This window comes from Micromonospora sp. NPDC050686 (genome assembly GCF_040654475.1).
Lineage (GTDB): Bacteria > Actinomycetota > Actinomycetes > Mycobacteriales > Micromonosporaceae > Micromonospora.
On record NZ_JBFAID010000003.1, the window covers coordinates 21250 to 43701 of the forward strand.

18 protein-coding genes are annotated in these 22452 nt (G+C 73.8%); 11 read left to right on the forward strand and 7 right to left on the reverse strand.

All coding sequences use genetic code 11. From position 1 onward, the window contains the following. Positions 1 to 12 precede the first annotated feature (12 nt). Positions 13 to 810, reverse strand: coding sequence for an AraC family transcriptional regulator (locus tag AB0H57_RS03905; RefSeq protein ID WP_357502367.1), 798 nt, complete (start codon positions 808 to 810; stop codon positions 13 to 15). 31 nt (positions 811 to 841) lie between these two features. On the opposite strand from AB0H57_RS03905, the gene AB0H57_RS03910 reads away from it, so the two are divergent. From AB0H57_RS03910 to AB0H57_RS03920, 3 genes are all read left to right on the forward strand, one after another. Then, a complete protein-coding gene (locus tag AB0H57_RS03910) occupies positions 842 to 1417 on the forward strand; it encodes a TIGR03086 family metal-binding protein (RefSeq protein WP_357502369.1) in 576 nt (191 codons plus the stop codon). Positions 1418 to 1582: 165 nt separating this feature from the next. Next, entirely contained in the window at positions 1583 to 2023 is a 441-nt protein-coding gene (locus tag AB0H57_RS03915; protein ID WP_357502371.1) for a hypothetical protein, read from the forward strand. Positions 2024 to 2025: 2 nt separating this feature from the next. Then, on the forward strand, positions 2026 to 4131 hold the full coding sequence (locus AB0H57_RS03920; protein ID WP_357502373.1) for a bifunctional polysaccharide deacetylase/glycosyltransferase family 2 protein: 2106 nt from the start codon (positions 2026 to 2028) through the stop codon (positions 4129 to 4131). 68 nt (positions 4132 to 4199) lie between these two features. Here the strand turns inward: AB0H57_RS03920 and AB0H57_RS03925 are convergent, their stop codons facing one another. Then, positions 4200 to 4379, reverse strand: coding sequence for a hypothetical protein (locus AB0H57_RS03925; protein WP_357502374.1), 180 nt, complete (start codon positions 4377 to 4379; stop codon positions 4200 to 4202). A gap of 154 nt (positions 4380 to 4533) precedes the next feature. Here AB0H57_RS03925 and AB0H57_RS03930 point away from each other — a divergent pair, with 154 nt between their 5' ends. Beyond that, on the forward strand, positions 4534 to 5496 hold the full coding sequence (locus AB0H57_RS03930) for a threonine/serine dehydratase (RefSeq protein ID WP_357502376.1): 963 nt from the start codon (positions 4534 to 4536) through the stop codon (positions 5494 to 5496). A gap of 44 nt (positions 5497 to 5540) precedes the next feature. On the opposite strand, the gene AB0H57_RS03935 is transcribed toward AB0H57_RS03930, so the two are convergent. Continuing rightward, positions 5541 to 7652 carry a S9 family peptidase gene (locus AB0H57_RS03935; protein WP_357502378.1) on the reverse strand — a complete coding sequence of 704 codons (2112 nt, stop codon included), beginning with the start codon at positions 7650 to 7652 and terminating at the stop codon, positions 5541 to 5543. 92 nt (positions 7653 to 7744) lie between these two features. On the opposite strand from AB0H57_RS03935, the gene AB0H57_RS03940 reads away from it, so the two are divergent. Continuing rightward, the gene (locus AB0H57_RS03940; protein ID WP_357502380.1) at positions 7745 to 9118 is read left to right on the forward strand and encodes an FAD-binding oxidoreductase; all 1374 of its coding nucleotides are present in this window, start codon (positions 7745 to 7747) and stop codon (positions 9116 to 9118) included. Positions 9119 to 9161: 43 nt separating this feature from the next. Here the strand turns inward: AB0H57_RS03940 and AB0H57_RS03945 are convergent, their stop codons facing one another. Together AB0H57_RS03945 and AB0H57_RS03950 are read right to left on the reverse strand one after the other, a co-directional pair. Continuing rightward, complete coding sequence (locus tag AB0H57_RS03945; protein WP_357502382.1) at positions 9162 to 9593, reverse strand: hypothetical protein; 432 nt, start codon at positions 9591 to 9593, stop codon at positions 9162 to 9164. A gap of 40 nt (positions 9594 to 9633) precedes the next feature. Continuing rightward, positions 9634 to 11700 carry a SpoIIE family protein phosphatase gene (locus AB0H57_RS03950; RefSeq protein WP_357502384.1) on the reverse strand — a complete coding sequence of 689 codons (2067 nt, stop codon included), beginning with the start codon at positions 11698 to 11700 and terminating at the stop codon, positions 9634 to 9636. Between the two features lie 289 nt (positions 11701 to 11989). Here AB0H57_RS03950 and AB0H57_RS03955 point away from each other — a divergent pair, with 289 nt between their 5' ends. The 3 genes from AB0H57_RS03955 to AB0H57_RS03965 are packed head-to-tail and all read left to right on the forward strand — an operon-like array spanning position 11990 to position 17505. Next, positions 11990 to 16303: a HAMP domain-containing protein gene (locus AB0H57_RS03955; protein WP_357502386.1), complete on the forward strand. Its 4314-nt coding sequence runs from the start codon at positions 11990 to 11992 to the stop codon at positions 16301 to 16303. After that, the gene (locus tag AB0H57_RS03960) at positions 16300 to 16860 is read left to right on the forward strand and encodes a response regulator (protein WP_357502388.1); all 561 of its coding nucleotides are present in this window, start codon (positions 16300 to 16302) and stop codon (positions 16858 to 16860) included. The genes AB0H57_RS03955 and AB0H57_RS03960 overlap by 4 nt, the downstream gene beginning before the upstream one ends. A gap of 30 nt (positions 16861 to 16890) precedes the next feature. After that, on the forward strand, positions 16891 to 17505 hold the full coding sequence (locus tag AB0H57_RS03965) for a dihydrofolate reductase family protein (RefSeq protein ID WP_357502390.1): 615 nt from the start codon (positions 16891 to 16893) through the stop codon (positions 17503 to 17505). Positions 17506 to 17537: 32 nt separating this feature from the next. Here the strand turns inward: AB0H57_RS03965 and AB0H57_RS03970 are convergent, their stop codons facing one another. Further along, positions 17538 to 18026: a MarR family transcriptional regulator gene (locus tag AB0H57_RS03970; protein WP_357502392.1), complete on the reverse strand. Its 489-nt coding sequence runs from the start codon at positions 18024 to 18026 to the stop codon at positions 17538 to 17540. A gap of 95 nt (positions 18027 to 18121) precedes the next feature. Here AB0H57_RS03970 and AB0H57_RS03975 point away from each other — a divergent pair, with 95 nt between their 5' ends. Together AB0H57_RS03975 and AB0H57_RS03980 are read left to right on the forward strand one after the other, a co-directional pair. Continuing rightward, a complete protein-coding gene (locus AB0H57_RS03975; protein WP_357502393.1) occupies positions 18122 to 19030 on the forward strand; it encodes an ABC transporter ATP-binding protein in 909 nt (302 codons plus the stop codon). After that, positions 19027 to 20619 (forward strand): ABC transporter permease, encoded by a 1593-nt coding sequence (locus AB0H57_RS03980; protein ID WP_357502395.1) that lies wholly within the window; start codon positions 19027 to 19029, stop codon positions 20617 to 20619. The genes AB0H57_RS03975 and AB0H57_RS03980 overlap by 4 nt, the downstream gene beginning before the upstream one ends. Before the next feature lie 11 nt (positions 20620 to 20630). On the opposite strand, the gene AB0H57_RS03985 is transcribed toward AB0H57_RS03980, so the two are convergent. After that, entirely contained in the window at positions 20631 to 20963 is a 333-nt protein-coding gene (locus AB0H57_RS03985) for an STAS domain-containing protein (protein WP_357502397.1), read from the reverse strand. A 149-nt stretch (positions 20964 to 21112) separates the two neighbouring features. On the opposite strand from AB0H57_RS03985, the gene hemL reads away from it, so the two are divergent. Next, positions 21113 to 22450, forward strand: coding sequence for a glutamate-1-semialdehyde 2,1-aminomutase (gene hemL / locus AB0H57_RS03990; RefSeq protein WP_357502399.1), 1338 nt, complete (start codon positions 21113 to 21115; stop codon positions 22448 to 22450). Positions 22451 to 22452: the final 2 nt, after the last annotated feature.

The window sequence follows — 22452 nt, forward strand, 5'->3', positions numbered from 1 at the left end:
AGCGACCGGCCGTCAGGCCAGCGAGCGGGCGTACGCGGCCGGAGAAACGCCGGTGACCGCGCGGAACTCCCGGGCCAGGTGGGCCTGGTCGGCGTACCCCAGGTCGGCGGCGAGGGCGGCCCAGTCGGGCGGTCCGGCGGTGGCCCGCTCGATCGCCTCCTGGAGCCGGTAGCGGCGGATCACCCACTTCGGGCCGATCCCCACGTGGTCCAGGAAGAGGCGTTGCAGCTGCCGGGTGGAGACCCCGTGCCGCCGGGCGAAGTCGTCGACCCGCAACACGTCCCGGTCGGTGCGGATCTCCTCGGCCAGCGTGATCACCTCGGCGGCCACCGGGTCGGGGGCCGGCGACCAACCGGCGAGCAGGTCGTCCAGGCGGCGGCACCGCTCGTCGTCGGTGCCCGCGCCGCGCCGGCCCGGTGGGACGGGCAGCCCGAGGGCGGCGAGCGGCCGCCGACGCCCGGTCAGCTCGGCGACCGGCCGCCGCCAGAACGGCCGGAAGCCGCCCGGACGGAACTGCACGCCGGTGGCCCGCCCCACGCCGTGCAACGTGATCGAGAAGAGTTGGGTGGCGACGCCGGAAACCTCCGCGGTCTCCGGCGCGTCGTCGTTGCCGTGGAACACCACGTTGACCGCCGGGTGCGGCACCAGCCGCTGCTCGTGCGGCTCGGTCAGCGCCCAGTCGATCAGCCAGTAGTGCTCCACGTACGGCCGCAGCGCCGCCGCCGGCAGCCGCCGCCGGAACCGGACCTGGCGCCGCAGCCGGCCGGGGTCGAGAATGCCCCGGTCGTCGCCGCGCGGTCGTTGTCGCATTTGTTCAAGACCACCTTCGTACGCTGGCGCTATGAGCACGAAGACTAGTGAGCTGCTGACCGAGATCGCACCACGGACGGTGACCGTGGTCCGGGGCGTCACCGACGATCAGCTCGACCTTTCCACGCCGTGCCCCGAATACACGGTGCGGGACCTGCTGAACCACCTGTACGACGTGGCGGTGAACTTCCAGAGCATGGCCCGCCGGGAGGCGCCCGACTGGTCCCGCAAGGAGGACCACCTGACCGAGGGCTGGCGGGACCGGTTCGCGGTCGAGGTGGACCGGGCGATCGAGGCGTGGTCGGATCCGGCGGCCCTGGAGGGCGACTCCCCGGGGATGGGCCTGCCGCAGGCCACCGTCGGCGACATGCTGCTGGTCGACCTCACCGTGCACGGCTGGGACCTGGCCCGGGCCACCGGGCAGCGGATGGACGCCCCGGCCGACGTGGTGGCGACCGGGCACGCCTTCATGGACCGGATGGGCGAGATGGGGCAGCGGATGGGCGCGTTCGGCGCGCCGGTGCCCACCGACGCCGGCGCCACCGACCTGGACCGCCTGCTCGGCCGGAGCGGACGCGATCCCGCCTGGACCCGGGCCACCGCCTGACCCTGCCGGTCCTCCTGCCGGACGAGACGCCACTGCGACTCGCGGACGGGCAGGTCTGGGCGTAACGCTGCCGCACGCCGGCACGCTGATGGCTGCGAGGGCCCGCCCGGCGGGCCGGCGTCGGGGCGGAGTCCCCCGCCCAGTGCGACAGCGGGAGTGCACCAGATGCGGAACCAGCCGGGCGGCGCGCCGCCGGTCTTCGTCGATCGAACCGGCCGACGTCGGCGGCTCACCGTGATCGCCGGAACCGTCCTCGGTCTCGGCCTGCTCACCAGCGTCGGGCTGATCGCCGCCGGGCTCTTCTCGGACTCGTCCGTGTCGCTGCCCGGATGGTCCGACACCGGCAGGGGGCAGTCCCCGATCAAGGCCGATGTCGGCAAGGGCGACCGCCTGGACGAGGCCGCCCAGCCGCCCGGCCGGCGGCCCGGCCCGTCCGCGGTGACCAGCACCGCCGCGCCGGTGGTCACGAGGTCGTCACCGGCCGCCACCGGGCAACCGTCCGGCCCGACCGCCGCGCCGACTACCCAGCCCACCGCCACCCACCGCGGCCAGGGTGTGGAGCGGCGCAACAGCGCCCGGCCGAGCAGGTCCCCGGGCAAGCCCTGACGATGGCGCTGCACGCGGCCCGACGCGATCCCCGGGCACACTGGCTGCTGCTCCTGCTCGGCCTGGCCGTCCTGCTCGCCGCGCTCAGCCTGAACGCGTTGGTGACCGGCGTCGCCGGCGGCTCGGGCCCGTCCGCCACGGGCACCCTGCCGGCCCCGCGGCAGGTCACCGCCGGCGGCCCGGTGCTCCGGCTGGACCAGGCGAAGCCGCTGGTCCGCTCGGTGCCCGACCGGACGGTGGCGCTGACCTTCGACGACGGGCCGGATCCACGGTGGACGCCGCAGGTCCTCGACGTGCTGCGCCGGCATCGCGCACACGCCACCTTCTTCCTGGTCGGCGCCCGGGTCAACGAGCATCCGGAGCTGGCCCGGCGGATCCTCGCCGAGGGCCACGAGATCGGCTCCCACTCCTTCACCCACGCCGACCTGAGCGCCTCCTCGACCTGGCGGACCGACCTGGAGCTGTCGCTGACCCGTAAGGCGATCGCCTCCGCCACCGGCCGGGAGGTGACCCTGTTGCGACCGCCGTTCACCTCCACCACCCGGTCCCTGACCGGCCGGCAGTACGACGTGCTGCGCGCTGCCGCGGGCAGCGGCCACGTGGCCGTGCTCGCCGACCGGGACACCAAGGACTGGCAGCGCCCCGGCGCCCCGGCGATCGTGCGCGCCGCCACCCCACCGAGCGGCCGGGGCGCGGTGGTGCTGATGCACGACGGCGGCGGCGACCGGAGCCAGACGGTGGCCGCGCTCGACCAGCTGCTGCCCCGGCTGACCAAGGCGGGTTACCGCTTCACCACCGTGTCGGAGGCCGTCGCCGCCCCGGGGTCGACGGTGTCGGCCGGGCTCACCACGACGCTGAGCGGCGCCGCGTTGCGCTGGGCCCAGGCCGGCGCCGAGTGGCTGGCCGCCGCGATGAACGCCCTGCTCGGCGTGGCGCTGGCGCTCGGCCTGGCCCGGCTCGCGGTGCAGGTGGCCTGCGCCCAGCTGCACGTCCGCCGGGTACGCCGGCCGCGGCACCACGGCGCGGCGGTGGGCGCCCCGGTGTCGGTGATCGTGCCGGCGTACAACGAGGCGGCGAACATCGCCGCGACCGTGCGGTCCCTGGTGGCCAGCGCGTACCCGGCGCTGGAGGTGATCGTGGTGGACGACGGGTCCAGCGACGGCACCGCCGACATCGTGGCGCGGCTGCGGCTGCCCGGGGTGCGCGTCATCCGGCAGGCCAACGCCGGCAAGCCGGCCGCGCTGAACACCGGCATCCGGGCGGCCCGGGCCGGGCTGCTGGTGCTGGTGGACGGCGACACCGTGTTCCAGCCGGACACGATCCACCAGCTGGTGCAGGGTTTCGCCGACCCGCGGGTGGGCGCGATTTCCGGCAATACCAAGGTGGCGAACCGGCGGCGGTTGCTCGGTCGCTGGCAGCACCTGGAGTACGTGATCGGCTTCAACCTCGACCGCCGGATGTACGACGTGCTGCGGTGCATGCCCACCATTCCCGGCGCGATCGGGGCGTTCCGCCGCGACGTGCTGCTCGATGTCGGCGGGGTCCCGTCGGACACCCTCGCCGAAGACACCGACCTGACGATGAAGGTGCTCCGCGCCGGGTGGCGGGTCACGTACGAGGAGCGGGCGATCGCCTGGACGGAGGCGCCCTCCTCGCTGCGCCAGCTCTGGCGGCAGCGCTACCGCTGGTGCTACGGCACCTTGCAGGCGATGTGGAAGCACCGCCACTCGCTCCGTGAGGCGGGGGGCGGGGGCAAGCTGGGACGGCGCGGCCTGCCGTACCTGACGCTGTTCCAGATCGTGTTGCCGCTGACCGCGCCGGCGGTGGACGTGTTCGCCCTGTACGGCCTGATCTTCATGCCCTGGTCGAAGCTGGTGCTGGCCTGGCTGGGCCTGCTCCTGCTCCAGGGCTGCACCGCCGCGTACGCGCTGCGGCTGGATCGGGAACGTTTCGGTCCGCTCTGGACGCTGCCGCTCCAGCAGCTCGTCTACCGCCAGGTGATGTACCTGGTGGTGGTGCAGTCGGTGGTGACCGCGGTGATCGGGAACCGGTTGCGCTGGCAGCGGATGGTCCGCACGGGCGAGGCCGCCGCCCTGGTCCGGGGGTAAGGAGGGGCCCCGGTTAACGCATTTCGTCTAGCCGGGGCCCCCGGGTTAACACCCTGATACCGCGAAGCTCAGCCGTCGTGGAAGAGGCCGGCCGACCACGAGACCGCCAGGCCGACGACCGCGGAGCAGCAGCAGACCAGCAGGGCGGCGGCGACCACCGCGAGGATCACCCAGGCCGGCCCGCGCCGGGCCGCCCCGGGCGGGCGTACGTCCGCCCCGGCCCGCTCCTCGTCGTCGGCCTCGCTCACCCGCGCAGTCTAGGCGCCCGCTCGTGCGCCCCTCCCGCATGATCGTGCTCGATCCAGGGAGGCGCCCCTTCCAAGCCTCGGGAAGGCCACTCTTTTCACGATCGAGCGCCGCCCGCGACGGGTGGACCGCGGCGGCGCGGGGCAGGATGGGGCGATGGAGCTGGTCTCGATCGCCGATGTCCGGGCCGCCGCCGCCGACCTCGCCGGCGCGGTGCTGCGTACCCCGCTCGTGCCGGCGCCGTGGGACGGCGACCTGTGGCTCAAGCCGGAGAGCCTGCAACCGGTGGGGTCGTTCAAGTTGCGCGGCGCGACCCACGCGGTGGCCCGGCTCGACCCGGCGGCCCGGTCCCGGGGCGTGGTCACCCACTCCTCGGGCAACCACGGCCAGGCCCTGGCGTACGCGGCCCGGACCTTCGGCGTGCCGTGCACCGTGGTGGTGCCGGACGGCGCACCGCGGGTCAAGGTGGACCGGATGCGGGCGTTGGGCGCCGACGTACGGCTGGTGCCGCCGGCCCGGCGGCTGGCCGAGGCGGAGCGGGTCGTGGCGGCGACCGGGGCGACGCTGGTGCCGCCCTTCGACGACCGGCGGATCATCGCCGGGCAGGGCACGGTCGGGCTGGAGATCGTCGCGGACCTGCCGGACGTGGACGTGGTGCTGGTGCCGGTCGGTGGCGGCGGCCTCTCCGCCGGCGTGGCCACGGCGGTCGCCGCGCTGCGCCCGTCGGCGGTGGTGGTCGGGGTGGAACCCGCGCTGGCCGCCGATGCCCGCGAGTCGCTGGCCGCCGGCGAGGTGGTGGTCTGGGACGTGGCGCGGACGTACCGGACCAGCGCCGACGGGCTGCGCACCAGCCTGTCCGAGCTCACCCTCGCCCACCTGCGGGAACGGCTCGACCGCATCGTCACGGTCGGCGAGGAGGAGATCGCCGCGGCGATGGGCCGGCTGGCCCGTGAGGCGCGGCTGGTGGCCGAGCCGAGTGGCGCGGTGGCGCTGGCGGCCCGGCTGTTCCACCCGGATGAGCTGCCGCCGGGGCGTACGGTCGCGGTGGTCACCGGCGGCAACGTCGAGCCGGCGGTGCTGGCCTCGGCGCTCGCCGCTGCGCCCGTCCCGGGGTGTTGAGCGGGCCCCCGCCTCTACCGAATGCGTTGAGCGGGGGCCCCTCCTTACATCCGGTCGAGAATCCAGGCGTTGATGAAGGCTTCTTCGCGCCAGGCGTCGTAGCGGCCGCTGGGGCCGCCGTGGCCGGCGCCCATCTCGGTCTTGAGCAGGTAGTCGCCCTGCGGGGCGACGGCGCGCAGCCGGGCGATCCACTTGGCCGGCTCGTGGTAGAGCACCCGGGTGTCGTTCAGGCTGGTCACCGCGAGGATGGCCGGATAGTCGACGGCCGTCACGTTCTCGTACGGGGTGTACGACTTCATGTACGCGTACACCTCGGGGTCGTCGAGCGGGTTGCCCCACTCCTCCCACTCGGTGACGGTCAGCGGCAGCGACGGGTCGAGGATCGTGTTGAGGGCGTCCACGAAGGGCACCTGCGCGACGACCCCGGCGAACGCGTCGGGGGCCAGGTTGGCCACCGCGCCCATCAGCAGGCCGCCGGCCGACGCGCCCCGGGCGACCAGCCGGTCGCTCGCCGTCCAGCCGGCCTTGACCAGGTGCCGGGCGCAGGCCACGAAGTCGGTGAAGGTGTTCTTCTTGGCCAGCAGCTTGCCCTGGTCGTACCAGCGCCGGCCCAGCTCGCCGCCGCCGCGGATGTGCGCGACGGCGAAGACGACGCCTCGGTCGAGCAGGCTGAGCCGGGCGATGGAGAACCACGGGTCCATGCTGGCCTCGTACGAGCCGTAGCCGTAGAGGACGGCGGCGGCGGTGCCGTCGCGCGGGGCGCCCCGGCGGCAGACCAGCGAGATCGGCACCCGGGCGCCGTCGTCGGCGACGGCCCAGTCCCGGTGCTGCTCGTAGTCGGCCGGGTCGTACGGTCGCCCGTCCGGCCCGGGGCGGACCGGCCGCTGCCGGCGCAGCACCAGCTCCCGGGTGACCAGGTCGTAGTCGTAGACGGAGTCCGGGGTGACCAGCGAGGTGTAGCGCAGCCGGACCGAGTCGGTGCGGTACTCCGGGTTGGCGTCCAGCCCGACGCTGTAGATCGGCTCCGGGAAGTCGATGTCCCAGCCGTCACCGCCGCCGACCGGCAGCACCCGCAGCCCGGTCAGCCCGTTGCCGCGCAGGGAGACGACCAGGTGGTTCTCGAACGCGTCGACGGCCTCCAGCCGGGTGCCGGGGGAGTGCTCGATCAGCGGCACCCAGTCGCCCGGCGCGTCGGCCGAGGTCCAGGCCAGGGCGAAGTCCTCCGCGCCGTCGTTGTGCAGGATCAGGAAGCGGTGGCCGTGGTGCTCCACCGCGTACTCGACGCCCTGCCGGCGCGGGGCGACGACCGCGGGCTCCCCGGTGGGGTTTCCGGCCGGGATCACCCGGACCTCGCTGGTGACCTTGCTGTGGATGTCGATGACCACGAACCGCTCGGAGCGGGTCAGCTCGACGCCGACCCAGAACCGCTCGTCGTCCTCGGCGTGCACCACCACGTCCTCGCTCGACGGGGTGCCCACGGTGTGCCGCCACACCCGGTTGGGCCGCCACGCGTCGTCGACGGTGACGTAGAAGAGCACCGAGGCGTCGGTGGACCAGGCGGTGCCGTAGAACGAGTCGGGCACCTCGTCGGGGAGCACCTCGCCGGTGCTCAGGTCCTTGATCCGCAGGGTGAACCGCTCGTCGCCGGTGAAGTCGGTGGAGTACGCCAGCCAGCGGCCGTCCGGGCTGACGTCGAACGCGCCGAGCGCGAAGAAGTCGTGGCCCTCGGCGAGCAGGTTGCCGTCGAGCAGCACCTCCTCGCCGTCGAGGGGGGCGCCGTCGGCGCTCATCGGCGGGGCGGTCTCGCCGTCGCGGACCGCCCGGCGGCAGTGCACGCCGTACTGCTGGCCCTCGACCGTGCGGGTGTAGTACCAGTGCGCGCCCTTGCGGGCGGGCACCGAGAGGTCGGTCTCCTGGGTGCGCCGCCGGGTTTCCTCGAACAGTTGCTCGCGCAGCGCCGCCAGGTGCGCGGTGCGCGCCTCGGTGTACGCGTTCTCCGTGGTGAGGTGCGCGATGGTCGCCGGGTCGTCCTTGGCGGCGAGCCAGGCGTACTCGTCGACGACCGTGTCGCCGTGGTGGGTGCGCTCGGTGGGGACGCGCCTGGCGACGGGCGCCGGCCGCGCCGAGCTGGCGTTGTCGGGAGTCTCGGTGGTCACGGCGCCACGTTACCGGCCGGCCGTCGCCGCCGGCCCGGCGTCGGCCGCCGAACCGCCGCCACGATCGTTCGAACATGTGTACGATAACCGCCATGGCGGCTGCAGCGAGTTCGACCGGCGCGATGGAGATCACCCGAAAGTTGACCGAGATCTGCGGCCCGCCCTTCGCCCGCTTCGCCGGGGCCGCCGACGAGGTCGCCGGCCGGTCCGCGCGCTGGGTGGCGGTGCCCGGCGGGCCTGCGGCGGCGGCCGAGGTGCTCCGGCTGGCCGCCCGGCACGACCTGACCGTGGTGCCCCGGGGCGCCGGCACCAAGATCGACTGGGGGGCGGCGCCGGCGCGGGTCGACATCATGCTCGACACCGGCCGGCTCGCCGGGCTGGGGCACCAGCCCACCCGCTCGCCGGTGACCGAGATCGGCGCCGGCACGCCGCTGCGCGCGGTGCAGTCCGCCCTGGAGCGCACCGGCCGGCGGCTGCCGCTCGACCCGCCGTCGCCGGGCGCCACCCTGGGCGGGGTGCTCGCCGCCGACGAGGCCGGCCCGCTGCGGCTGCGGCACGGCACCGCGTGCGATCAACTGGTCGGCCTGCGCTGGCTGGACGCCGACGGCGAGCTGGTCGGCGCCGGCGCGGCCGAGGCGGCGGGCGGCGCGCCGCCGGTCGGGCTGGAGCTGGGCCGGTTGCTCTGCGGCTCCCAGGGCGGCCTGGGGGTGCTCGTCTCGGCCACCCTGCGGGTGCAGGCCCTGCCGGCGACCCGGGTCTGGGTCTCCCGCCCGGTGTGGACGCCGCTGGAGGTGCACGACCTGGTCCGGGCGGTGCTCGCCGCCCGCCTCGACCCGGCGGCCATCGAGCTGGATCTGCCCACCGGCCCCCGGGCCTGGCGGCCGATGCACCCGTCCCGTGCCGCCGCGATGGCCAACCACCCGTCGGCGGCCGGCCGGCGGCGGGACCCGGCCGCGGCCCGGGGCGGCGCCGGCACGCTGGCCGTGCTCCTCGAGGGCGGCCCGGCCGAGGTCACCGAGCGCGCCGAGCGGCTGGTCGCCCTGGTCGGGGGCGACGCGACGGTGGCCCACTCGGCCCCGGACTGGTGGCGGCGCTACCCGTTCGCCCCGGGCGACACCGCGCTGCGGGTCGAGGTGCCGATCGGCGACCTGCACGCCGCGGTGTACGCGCTCCGCGACGCCGCCGGCGCTCCCGTCCCGGTGCGCGGCTCGGCCGGCCTGGGCGTGGTGCACGCGGCCCTGCCAGGTTCGCTGCCCGCCGAGCGGGTCGGCGCGATCCTCGCCGCCGTGCGCGGGGTGCTGCTGGCCCGCCGGGGCCGGTGCGTGGTGCTCTCGGCGCCGCCGGCGGTCCGGCAGGCCGTCGACGTGTGGGGTGAGCCGGCGGTGATCCCCCGGCTGCGCGCCGCGAAGGAGCACCTCGACCCGCACCGCCGACTGGCCCCGGGTCGGCTGCCGGGCGGCCTGTAGGTCAGGCCGCCACGGTCAGGCCAGCGCGGTCAGGCCGCCGTGGTCAGTCCAGCCACCACCGGTGCATGTCGGCCACCGCCGGGAGGAACCGCAGCGCGAGCACCAGCAGGCCGCCGACCGCGCCGCCGAGCAGCAGGGCCCTCGCCCGCCCGGACAACGCGCGCCGCTCGCGGGCCACGGTCACCACGGCGAAGACCGCCAGCGCCGGGGCGAGCACGGCGCCGGCCAGGTGGAGCAGCGCCACCACGAGATAGAGCCAGGCGAACGGGTTCCAGCCGGTCAGGCCGAACGGCACCATGTCCTTCGGGTCGTACTGGCCGGTCACCATCTCGGCGGGGCCGACCCCGGCGGCGAGCATCCGGCCGACATACATGGCGGCGACCACGGCGAACGCGCCGATCACCGCCAGTTGGGCGACGATCACCGTGCGGACCAGCGGGGGCCGCGGGTCGGCGGGTTCGGCGCGGCTGGACATGCCCGTCAATGTAGTCACCGGCGGGCGGACCCGCCGCCCCTCAGAGCGCGTCGTTGCGCAACACCAGCACGGCGATGTCGTCCCGGGGCGCCTCCACCGAGAAGTTGATCGCGGTGGAGCGGAGCCGGGCGGCGATCACGTCGGCCGAATATCCGGCCAGCGGGGCGGCGGCGTCGCGCAGTCGGTCGGTGCCGAAGAGCTCCCGGCCGCGCCGCCGCTCGGTCACCCCGTCGGTGTAGAAGACCAGCGCGTCGCCCGGGTCGAGCGGGAACTCGACGGTCGGCGTGGCGATCGAGTCGAGCAGGCCGAGCGCGGTGCCGCCGGTGCCGACGAAGGCCGCGCCGCCCCCACCGCGCAGCAGCACCGGCCGGTCGTGGCCGGCCAGGTGCAGCGAGACGTCGAGCTGGTCGCCCTCGCCGGGGGTGACCGCCGCCAGCGCCAGCGTGCAGTAGCGCCCGCCACCGCGTTCCACCAGGGTCTCGTTGAGCCGGGTGAGCACCTCGGGCAGCGGCTTGCCGTCGCCGGCCAGCACCCGGATCACGTCCCGGACCAGCCCGGTGACGGCGGCCGCCTGCACGCCCTTGCCGGAGACGTCGCCGATCACCACCAGCCACCGGCCGTCCGGCAGTGGCAGCACGTCGTAGAAGTCGCCGCCGACCTCGGCGTCGTCGCCGGTCGGCACGTACTCGGCGGCGAAGCCGATCCCCTCGATCACCGGCAGCACCGGCGGCAGCAGGGACTTCTGCAGGGTCTGCGCGATGCGCCGGCGCTCGGCGTGGATCCGGGCGTTCTCGATGGCCAGCGCGGCGCGGCGGGCCACGTCCTCCAGCACGGCGACCTCGTCCGGGTCGTGCCGGTGCCGCTGGTGCCGGCCCACCGCGAGGGTGCCGAGCCGCTGGCCGCGGGCGATCAGCGGGACCGCGAAACCCTCCATCGGCGCGCCCAGCGGCACCTGGGCGGCGCTGCGCGACGCCTCCCGCAGCCGGGCGTGCACCGAGTCCGGGCCGGTGGCGCGCAACGCCTGGTCCAGTTGGGGCAGCACCGACTCGTCGGCATGGGTGGCCGCGGCGAGTTTGAGCCGGCCCCACTCGTCGGTGGTGTGCACCGCGCACCACTGGCCCAGCCGGGGCACCACCAGCTGCGGGATGAGCGCCATGGTCAGCTCGACGTCCAGCGACTGGGCGAGCAGCTCGCTGGCCTCGGCCAGGAAGGTGAGCCAGGCCTGCCGCCGGACGTCCGCCCGGCGCAGCCGGTCGTTCTCCAGGTGCAGGGAGAGCCGCTCGCCGACCAGCATGGCGAGCGGCTGCGCGTACGCGGTCGGCGCCGCGTCCAGCTCCAGCTCGCCGGAGTACGGCCGGTGCACCGCCAGCCGCACCCGGAGCAGCTCGTTGCCGGGGCGGGGCTGCCGGCCGTACCGGGCCAGCGGCTGGGTGCCCTGCCCGTCGCCCCGGTCCAATCGGACCGTGCCGCCGGCCGCGCCCACCATCTCGGCGAGGCGCCCGAGCAGGTCGGCGGCGAACTCGGGCAGCGGATCGGCGGCGTACGGGTCGGGGCTGGCCTGCATCAGCTCGTTCATCGCGGTCACGCTGGGCGTCGAGCTCTCCACCTGCCCGCCGTTCCCGCTTCCGGACCGGAAATGCGCCCCGGCGGCGTCGGCGGGGCGGGTGTCGGGCCGGTCGAGCCGGAACCACACCCCCTTACCGGTCGGCTGGTACGTGGTGCCCCAGCGGCTGGCGAAGTGGTCGACCAGGAGCAGCCCCCGGCCGCGCTCGGCCACCTCGCCGATCTCGGCGGAGTCGTTGCGGACCCCGACGACCAGCTCCTCCACCGGGCCGCCGGCGAAGTCGCTGACCGTGACGGTCAGCCCGACGCCGTCCGCGAGGACCTCGATGTCCAGCTCGGTCCGCGCGTGCTCGACCGCGTTGGTGGAGAGTTCGGTGGTGAGCAGCAGCGCCTCGTTGAGCAACTCGTCGAGGTGCGCCTCGGTCAGCACGGAGCGGACCAGGGCGCGCGCGGCGGCGGGCGTACGCGGGTCGGCCGGGAGGCGGACGCGCCGCACGTGCTCCTCCGGGCCGTCCCACTTCGCGGCCCCCGGCTCCGCTGACACCCTCGTATCCTCCACCGTCGCCCGCCCGGTGCCAACCCGCCCGGGCCGACCGGGTCCCGGGCGTGGCGCCCGGCCGGAGGGGCCGGCGTTTTTCCCGGTGAGCAGGGCCCACGTGCGGCCCGCCGGGCGCGGCGAGTCCGCAGCCGGCCTGGCGCGGACGCGGGCGCGGGCACAATGATGGGATGGCCCGCGGTCTGGCACGACCCGGGGGCCCCGAGCTGAGCGAGGAATGATGACCACGGCGAAACATCCGGTAGCCGCAGATTCGTCCGCTTCAGACCACGAGGTGATGCTCGCGGAGCTGGCGCAGGCTCTGCGCCAGGTGCGCCGAGGCGACCTGAAGGTCCGGTTGCCGCGCCGGGCGGGGGCGGCCGGGGAGGTCGCGGACGCCTTCAACGAGGTGGTCTCGCTCCAGGAGCGGCAACACCTCGACCTGCGCCGGATCAGTCGGATCGTGGGCCGGGACGGCCGGCTCACCGAACGCCTCGACGAGGAGGGGCTGGACGGCTCGTGGGCGGAGGGTCAGCGGGCGATCAACTCGCTGATCGACGACCTGGGCCGCCCGACCACCGAGATCGCCCGGGTGATCGTGGCGGTGGCCGACGGCGACCTCTCCCAGCACATGGCGCTGGAGATCGACGGTCGCCCGCTGCGCGGTGAGTACCTGCGCATCGGCCGCACCGTGAACACCATGGTCGACCAGCTCTCCTCCTTTTCCAACGAGGTGACCCGGGTGGCCCGCGAGGTGGGCACCGAGGGCAAGCTGGGCGGCCAGGCGGACGTCCGCGGGGTGGCCGGCACCTGGAAGGACCTCACCGACTCGGTGAACACCATGGCGTCGAACCTGACCGGCCAGGTGCGGTCGATCTCGCAGATGGCGACGGCGGTGGCGAAGGGCGACCTGAGCCAGAAGATCACCGTGGGCGCCCGGGGCGAGGTCGCCGAGCTGGCCGACACGATGAACTCGCTGACCGACACCCTGCGGCTCTTCGCCGAGCAGGTCACCCGGGTGGCCCGCGAGGTGGGCACCGAGGGCAAGCTGGGCGGCCAGGCGGACGTGCCGAACGTGGCCGGCACCTGGAAGGACCTGACCGACAGCGTCAACTCGATGGCGTCGAACCTGACCGCCCAGGTGCGTAACATCGCGCAGGTCTCCACGGCGGTCGCCCGGGGCGACCTGTCGCAGAAGATCACGGTGGCCGCGCAGGGCGAGATCCTGGAGCTGAAGGACACCGTCAACACGATGGTGGACCAGTTGTCATCGTTCGCCGACGAGGTGACCCGGGTGGCCCGCGAGGTGGGCATCGAGGGCAAGCTGGGCGGTCAGGCCCAGGTCCGCGGGGTGTCCGGCACCTGGCGGGACCTCACCGAGAACGTCAACCAGCTCGCCGGCAACCTGACCAGCCAGGTGCGCAACATCTCCCAGGTCTCCACGGCGGTGGCGAAGGGTGACCTGAGCCAGAAGATCACCGTGGACGCGCAGGGCGAGATCCTGGAGCTGAAGAACACCGTCAACACGATGGTGGACCAGTTGTCGTCGTTCGCCGACGAGGTGACCCGGGTGGCCCGCGAGGTGGGCACCGAGGGCAAGCTCGGCGGCCAGGCCCAGGTGAAGGGCGTCCTGGGCACCTGGCGGGACCTGACCGACAACGTGAACTCGATGGCGTCGAACCTGACGTCGCAGGTGCGCAACATCGCCTCGGTGACCACGGCGGTGGCGAAGGGTGACCTGTCGCAGAAGATCACGGTGGATGCCCGGGGCGAGATCCTGGAGCTGAAGTCGACGGTGAACACGATGGTGGACCAGTTGTCGTCGTTCGCCGACGAGGTGACCCGGGTGGCCCGCGAGGTGGGCACGGAGGGCAAGCTGGGCGGTCAGGCCCAGGTCCGCGGCGTGGCCGGCACCTGGCGGGACCTGACCGACAACGTGAACTCGATGGCGTCGAACCTGACCGCCCAGGTGCGCAACATCGCGCAGGTCTCCACGGCGGTGGCGAAGGGTGACCTGTCGCAGAAGATCACGGTGGATGCCCGGGGCGAGATCCTGGAGCTGAAGTCGACGGTGAACACGATGGTGGACCAGTTGTCGTCGTTCGCCGACGAGGTGACCCGGGTGGCCCGCGAGGTGGGTACGGAGGGCAAGCTGGGCGGCCAGGCCCAGGTGAAGGGGGTCTCCGGCACCTGGCGGGACCTGACCGGCAACGTGAACTCGATGGCGTCGAACCTGACGTCGCAGGTGCGCAACATCGCCTCGGTGACCACGGCGGTGGCGAAGGGCGACCTGAGCCAGAAGATCACCGTGGACGCGCAGGGCGAGATCCTGGAGTTGAAGAACACCGTCAACACGATGGTGGACCAGTTGTCGTCGTTCGCCGACGAGGTGACCCGGGTGGCCCGCGAGGTGGGCATCGAGGGCAAGCTGGGCGGCCAGGCCCAGGTGAAGGGGGTCTCCGGCACCTGGCGGGACCTCACCGAGAACGTCAACCAGCTCGCCTCGACGCTGACCACGCAGCTGCGCGCGATCTCCCAGGTGTCCACCTCGGTGACCCGGGGCGACCTGACCCAGCGGATCGCGGTGAAGGCGCAGGGCGAGGTCGCCGAGCTGAAGGACAACATTAACCAGATGATCGTCACCCTTCGGGAGACGACCAAGAAGAACGCCGAGCAGGGCTGGCTGGACTCCAACCTGGCCCGGATCGGTGGCCTGCTCCAGGGCCAGCGCGACCTGGGCGAGGTGTGCCGCATGATCATGTTGGAGGTGACCCCGCTGGTCGACGCGCAACTCGGCGCGTTCTTCCTGGCGGACAGCTCCGACGGCAGCATGCGGCTGTGCCTCACCGCCTCATACGGGTACGTGGCCCGCGGCCACGACGTCACCTTCGGGCCGGGCGAGGGGTTGGTCGGGCAGGCCGCGCTCTCCCGCCGGACCATCCGGGTCAAGGCCCAGCCGGACGGGCGGCTGGTGCTCCGCTCAGGGCTGGCCGAGACGCCGCCGGCGGACCTGGTGGTGCTGCCGGTGCTCTTCGAGGGCGAGCTGCTCGGCGTGATCGAGTTCGCCGGGGTGGCCGCCTTCTCCGAGCTGCACCTCTCCTTCCTGGAGCGGTTGGTGCTGACCATCGGCGTCGCGGTCAACACCATCCAGGCCAACCGGCGTACCGAGGAGCTGCTGGCCCAGTCGCAGCGGCTCGCGCACGAGCTCCAGGAGCAGTCGGCCGAGTTGCAGCGCACCAACGCCGAGCTGGAGGACAAGGCCAAGCTGCTCTCCGAGCAGAAGGGCAACATCGAGACCAAGAACCGGGAGATCGAGCTGGCCCGGCTGGGCCTGGAGGAGAAGGCCCAGCAGCTCACCCGGGCCTCGGCGTACAAGTCGGAGTTCCTGGCCAACATGAGCCACGAGCTGCGTACGCCGCTGAACTCGCTGCTGCTGCTGGCCCGGCTGCTGGCCGAGAACTCGGAGCACAACCTCACGCCGAAGCAGATCGAGTTCGCCCGGACCATCCACAGCGCCGGCTCGGATCTGCTCTCGCTGATCGACGACATCCTGGACCTGTCCAAGATCGAGGCCGGCCGGATGGACGTCGAGCCGACCGACGTGCGGTTCGACGAGATCCGCGGGTACGTCGAGCAGGCGTTCGCCCCGCAGGCCGAGGAGAAGGGCCTGGACCTCCAGGTACGGCTGGCCCCGGAGCTGCCGCCGGCGCTGGTCACCGACGCGCAGCGGTTGCAGCAGATCCTGCGCAACCTGCTCTCCAACGCGGTGAAGTTCACCGACGAGGGCGCGGTGACCCTGCGGATCGGGCTGGCGCCGGCGAACGCGGTCTTCGACGTGCCGGCGCTGATCAACGCGCGGCGGGTCATCGCGTTCACCGTGATCGACACCGGCATCGGCATCTCGGACGACAAGCTGTCGCTGATCTTCGAGGCGTTCCAGCAGGCCGACGGCACCACCAGCCGCCGGTACGGGGGCACCGGGCTGGGCCTGTCCATCAGCCGGGACCTGGCCCGCCTGCTCGGCGGCACGATCGCGGTCACCTCCGAACCCGGCCAGGGCTCGACGTTCACCCTCTTCGTACCCGACGTGCTGGCCCCGGACGCGGTGGTGGCGCCGCAGCCGCCGTCCCCGCAGCGGGCGGGCCTGCCGTCGTCGTTGCTGATGCCGCCGGTGGAGCTGCTGCACGAGCGGCCGGAGGCACCGGCCACCCGGCAGCTCGACGGGGCGACCGTGTTGATCGTGGACGACGACGTGCGGAACGTCTTCGCGCTGACCTCCGCATTGGAACTGCACGGGATGACCGTGTTGTACTCGGACAACGGGGCGGACGGCGTCCGCCTGCTGGCCGAGCATCCGGAGGTGGACATCGTGTTGATGGACGCGATGATGCCGGACCAGGACGGCTACGAGACCACCCGGCAGATCCGGCGCAACCACCGCTTTGCCGACCTGCCGATCGTCTTCCTCACCGCGAAGGCGATGCCCGGCGACCGCGAGTCCGCGCTCGCGGCCGGGGGCAGCGACTACATCACCAAGCCGGTGGACCTGGACGAGCTGATCGAGCTGATGGCGTCCTGGATCAACGGCAGCCGAGGCGAGGAGCATTCGTGACGCAGACCGCGAAGGCGCTGCTGGTGGACGATCGCCGGGAGAACCTGATGGCCCTGGAGGCGATCCTCCAGGGGCTACCCGTGCAGTCGGTGGCCGTGGAGAGCGGCGAGGCGGCGCTGAAGCAGTTGCTCGTCGACGACTTCGCGGTGATCCTGCTGGACGCGCAGATGCCGGACATGGACGGCTTCGAGACCGCGAGCCACATCAAGCGCCGGGAGCGGACCCGGCACGTGCCGATCATCTTCCTGACCGCCGCCGACCGGGACGCCCAGCTCGCGCTGCGCGGGTATGCGGTGGGCGCGGTCGACTACCTGACCAAGCCGTTCGACCCGTGGGTGCTGCGGGCCAAGGTCTCCGTCTTCGTCGAGCTGTGGGTGAAGAGCCGGCAACTGGCGATGCAGTCGGACCTGGTCCGTGAGCGCGAGACGCAGTGGCGCACCCTCACCGACGCGGTGGACGAGGCCACTGCGCTGCTGCGCTCGGGCGACCCGGACGGTGCCGACCGGGCGGTCGAGCTGCTGGAGCAGGCCCGCTGGGGCTCCGCGGGCGAGCGATGAGTTCGGGCGCCCGATCCGGTCCGCACCGGTATGACGCGCATCATCGCTGACATCTCGGTCTCCCTCGACGGCTTCGTCACGGGGCCCGACCCCGGCCCGGACAACGGCCTGGGCGACGGCGGCGAGGCCCTGCACACCTGGGCCTTCTCCGACGACCCCGACGACCGCCGGATCCTGCGCGAGGCGACCGCCCGCTCCGGTGCCGTCGTGCTCGGCCGCCGGCTCTTCGACGTGGTCGACGGGCCGAACGGCTGGAACGACGAGTCCGGTTACGGCGCCGGGGAGGTCGGCAAGCCCGCGTTCGTCGTCGTGACGAGCGCGCCGCCGGAGTCGGTGCGCCGCACCGACCTCGACTGGACGTTCGTCACCACCGGTCTGCCGGACGCCGTCGCCGCCGCGCGGGAGCGCGCCGAGGCGGCGTCGGCGGCCAGCGGCAGGGACCTCGACGTGGTCCTCATGGGCGGCGGCGCCACCGTCGGCTCGGCGCTGCACGCCGGGCTGGTCGACGTACTGACGCTGCACCTCGCGCCCGTCGTGCTGGGCGCCGGGACGCCGCTGTTCACCGGCGGAGCACCGCGCACGCTGGTGCGGCGCAGCGTGGTCCCGACCTCGACCACCACGCACCTGACCTACGACGTCCGCTGACGAGCGGACGGCGCGCCGGCCGGCCGCCGCCGTCAGGATTGACGGCTGGCGCGGCGGGCGCGCCAGCGCTCGCCGAGACCGTCGATCTCCTCCTGGACGAAGGCGAAGAAGTCGCGCATCTCGGCCACCCGTTCCCGGCCGGGGCCGGCGCCGTCCAGCGCGCCCACCCCGGCCGTGGCGATGTCGATGAAGTTCTTGTAGAGGCCGGTCTTGGTGATGGTGGCCTCGTACCAGGGGTTGTCCGGCACCCGGTAACGGTCCCGGCGGGAGCCCTTGACCGGCTCCCGGACCAGCATGCCGAACTGGGTGAGGTAGCGGACCGCGCCGGAGACCGCGGCGGCGCTGACCCCGAGGCGTTCGCCGATCTCGGCGGCGGTCAGCGGCTCGTCCGCGCTCATCACGGTGAACAGCACCCGGGCGGCCATCCGGGGGAAACCGACGTCGGCGAACGCCATCGCCATCCGTTCGACGAAGAGGTGGACCTCCTCCTCGTTCGGGGTGGGACGGGACGCCTCAGCCATCGGTCGGATCTCCTCTTCGCGCCGGTCCGGAACCTGATCGTGCCTCACACGACAGTGTCTTCACAAGTTTGTGAAACGAGCGTAGCTTCTGATGTATGGAAACTCCCATTGAGGTGTCCGGCCTGGTCAAGACGTTCGGCCGGATCAGGGCCCTGGACGGGCTCGACCTGAACGTCCGCGCCGGCGAAGTGCACGGCTTCCTGGGCCCGAACGGCTCCGGCAAGTCCACCACCATCCGGGTGCTGCTCGGCCTGCTGCGGGCGGACGCGGGGGCGGTCCGGCTGCTCGGCGGCGACCCCTGGCGGGACGCGGTGCCGCTGCACCGCCGGCTGGCGTACGTGCCGGGTGACGTGACCCTCTGGCCCAACCTCTCCGGCGGCGAGGTGATCGACCTGCTGGGCCGGATGCGCGGCGGCCTCGACCCGCGGCGCCGGGCCGAGCTGCTGGACTCCTTCGAGCTGGACCCGCGCAAGAAGGGCCGCACCTACTCCAAGGGCAACCGGCAGAAGGTCGGCCTGGTCGCCGCCCTCGCCTCCGACGTCGAGCTGCTCATCCTCGACGAGCCGACCTCGGGCCTGGACCCACTGATGGAGGAGGTCTTCCAGCAGTGGGTCGGCCGGGCCAAGCGGGACGGCCGCACCGTGCTGCTCTCCAGCCACATCCTGGCCGAGGTGGAGGCGCTCTGCGACCGGGTGACCATCATCCGCAACGGCCGGGCGGTGGAGAGCGGCACCCTGACCGAGCTGCGCCACCTGCACCGCACCGCGATCGACGCCGAGCTCACCGGCTCGGTGGACGGGCTGGGCGAGCTGCCGGGCGTGCACGACCTGCGGGTGCAGGGGCAGCGGGTGCGCTTCGACGTCGACACCGTGGCCCTGGACGCCGCGCTGCGCCGCCTCACCGAGCTGGGCGTACGCAGCCTGGTCAGCCAGCCGCCGACGCTGGAGGAGCTCTTCCTGCGGCACTACGAGGCGACCGACGAGCCGGCCGGGGTGACGCGATGACGACGCTCACCGGCACCCGCCACCTGGCCCGGCTGATCCTGCGCCGGGACCGGATCCTGCTGCCGCTGTGGGTGCTGGTCCTCGCGGTGCTGCCGATGACGTACGCGGCCAGCTTCTTCGAGCTCTTCCCGACCGCCGCCGAACGGGCCGCGTACGCCACCGGCACCGGGCGGAACCCGTCGATCGTCGCGCTGCTCGGCCCGCTCTACGGCGAGAGCGTCGGCGCGCTGACCGCCCAGCGCGGCGGCTTCCTGCTGGCGATCGTCGGGATGGCCGCCCTGCTCACCGTCGTGCGGCACACCCGCACCGAGGAGGAGGCCGGGCGCCGGGAACTGCTCGCCGGCAACGTGCTCGGCCGGTACGCCGGCCTCACCGCCGCCCTGCTCGTGGCGTACGCGGCCAGCCTGCTGCTCGGCCTGCTCACCGCGGCCGGCCTGGTGTCGGCCGGGCTGCCGGCCGCCGGCAGCCTGGCGTACGGGCTGGCCACCGCGCTGACCGGCGTCGTGTTCGCCACCCTGGGCGGGCTGGCCGCCCAGCTCACCGAGAGCGCCGGCGGCGCGCGGGGGATCGGGATCGGTGTGCTCGGGCTGGCCTTCGCGCTGCGGCTGGCCGGGGACGCCGGCGGGCGGGAGTGGCTGAGCTGGCTCTCCCCGCTCGGCTGGGCACCCCGGGTCCGGCCGTACGAGGGGGACCGCTGGTGGGTGCTGGCGCTGCCGGTCGCCGCCTCGGTGCTGCTGGCGGCCGTCGCGTACCCGCTGTCGGTACGCCGGGACCTGGGCGCCGGGCTGTTGCCCTCGCGGCTCGGCCCGGCCACCGCGGGACGAGGGCTGTCCGGGTCGTTCGGGCTGGCCTGGCGGCTGCACCGCGGGCAGATCCTCTGGTGGTCGGTCGGCTTCGGCCTGCTCGGGCTGATCCTCGGCGGCGCGGCCGAGGCGGCCGGCCGGTCGGTCGAGGGCAACCCACGGCTGGAAGAGATCCTGGCCCAACTCGGGGGAGCGTCCGGGCTGGCCGACGCGTATCTCGGGGCGACGCTGGGCCTGACCGGGATGGCCGCCGCCGGCTACGGCATCCAGGCGGCGTTGCGGATGCGTACGGAGGAGACCGCCGGGCGGGCCGAGCCGCTGCTGGCGACGGGGACCCACCGCTCGACCTGGCTGCTCTCGCACCTGCTGTTCGCGCTGCTCGGCCCGGCGGTGGTGCTGCTGACCACCGGCCTCGCCACCGGCCTGGCGTACGGGATCAGCATCGGCGACGTGCCGCGCGAGCTGCCCCGGATGCTCGGGGCCGCACTGGCGCAGCTACCCGCGGCCTGGGTGCTGGCCGGCCTGGCGGTGCTGCTGTTCGGGCTGCTGCCCCGGCTGGCCCCGCTCGCCTGGGCGGCGCTGGCGGCCGTCGTGCTGCTCGGTCAGCTCGGCCCGGTGTTGAAGCTGGACCAGTGGCTGCTGGACCTCTCCCCGTTCGCCCACACGCCCCAGGTCCTGCGCCCCGACTGGAGCGCCACCCCGCTCGGCGTGCTGGCCGCCCTGGCCCTCCTGCTCTCCCTGGCCGGCCTCGCCGCCTTCCGCCGCCGGGACATCCCCGCCGGCTGACCGCCGGTGGGTCAGGGGGCGGTCTCGTTGCGGATCATCAAGGCGCTGCGCAGGCCGGTGATGTCCAGGACCCGGAGGAGGAAGTCGCCGACGTTGCTGAGAACCAGCAGGCTCTGGGCGTGGCTGGCCTTACGGCTGAGCACGACGAGGGTGCCGAGGCCCTGCGAGTCGCAGAAGGTCACCCCGCCCAGGTCGAGCACCACGCGCGGCGGCGGATCCGCCAACGCCTCGTTGACGACGGTGCTGAGTTGGGCGGCCGTGAGCATGTCGATCTCACCGACGAGGCGAAGCACGACCTCATCGCCAGTCCGGTGTACGGTGACGGACAGTTCGGCACGATCCACCCGGTCAGCCTATCGCGATCTCGCTGGCGCGGCCCGTCGAGGCGATGGGCGTTGCGGCGTGAGTCCGACCCCGGCGCGCGTGAGCCGGGTAACCCCGCAGCCGGGGTGCCTGCCGATTCGCCGTCCGGCGCTGACACAATGGCGGCATCGTGACCGATACCTTTTCTGCCGGATCCGGCCGCTACCCGGCCGCCGCGCCGGCCTCCGAGGCCCTGTTCGACCGCGCCAAGGCCATCGTGCCCGGCGGGGTGAACTCCCCCGTGCGCGCCTTCCGTGCCGTCGGTGGCACCCCGCGCTTCATGGTCCGGGGGGAGGGTCCCTGGCTGTACGACGCCGACGGTCGCCGCTACGTCGACCTGGTCTGCTCCTGGGGGCCGCTGATCCTCGGCCACGCCCACCCGCAGGTGGTCGAGGCGCTGCGCGAGGCCGCCGCGCTCGGCACCAGCTTCGGCACCCCCACCCCGGGTGAGGTGGAGTTGGCCGCCGAGATCGTCGCGCGGACGCCGGTCGAGCAGGTGCGGCTGGTCAACTCGGGCACCGAGGCGACCATGTCGGCGATCCGGCTGGCCCGCGGTTTCACCGGCCGCGCCAAGATCGTCAAGTTCGCCGGCTGCTACCACGGGCACTCCGACGCGCTGCTCGCCGCCGCCGGCTCCGGGGTGGCCACCCTCGGCCTGCCCGACTCGCCCGGCGTCACCGGCGCGGCGGCCGGCGACACCATCGTGCTGCCCTACAACGACCTGCGCGCGGTCGAGGAGGTGTTCGCCGCCGAGGGTCGGCACATCGCCGCGATCATCACCGAGGCGGCGGCCGGCAACATGGGCGTGGTCGCCCCGCGCGACGGCTTCAACGCCGAGCTCGCCCGGATCGCCCACGCGCACGGCGCGCTGCTCATCGTGGACGAGGTGATGACCGGGTTCCGGGTCTCCCGCGCCGGGTGGCACGGCCTCGACGCCTCCGACGCCGACCTGTGGACGTACGGGAAGGTCATGGGTGGTGGCCTGCCCGCCGCGGCCTTCGGCGGGCGCGCGGAGATCATGGCGAAGCTGGCCCCGGCCGGCCCGGTCTACCAGGCCGGCACCCTCTCCGGTAACCCGCTGGCCTGCGCGGCCGGCCTGGCCACCCTGCGGCTGGCCGACGACGCGCTCTACCGGCGCCTCGACGAGACGGCGGCCGTGGTGGGCGAGCTGGCCGGCGGCGCGCTGGCCGCCGCCGGGGTCCCGCACCGCCTGTCGTACGCGGGCAACATGTTCTCGATCTTCTTCACCGACGCCGACGTGGTCGACTACGACAGCGCCCGCACCCAGCAGGTGCCCGCGTTCAAGGCGTTCTTCCACGCCATGCTCGCCGCCGGCGTCTACCTGCCGCCGAGCGCGTTCGAGTCGTGGTTCGTGTCGGCGGCGATCGACGACGCCGCCCTGGAGCAGATCGCCGCCGCCCTGCCCGGCGCGGCGAGTGCGGCGGCAGCGGCGGGACACGGGGGATAACG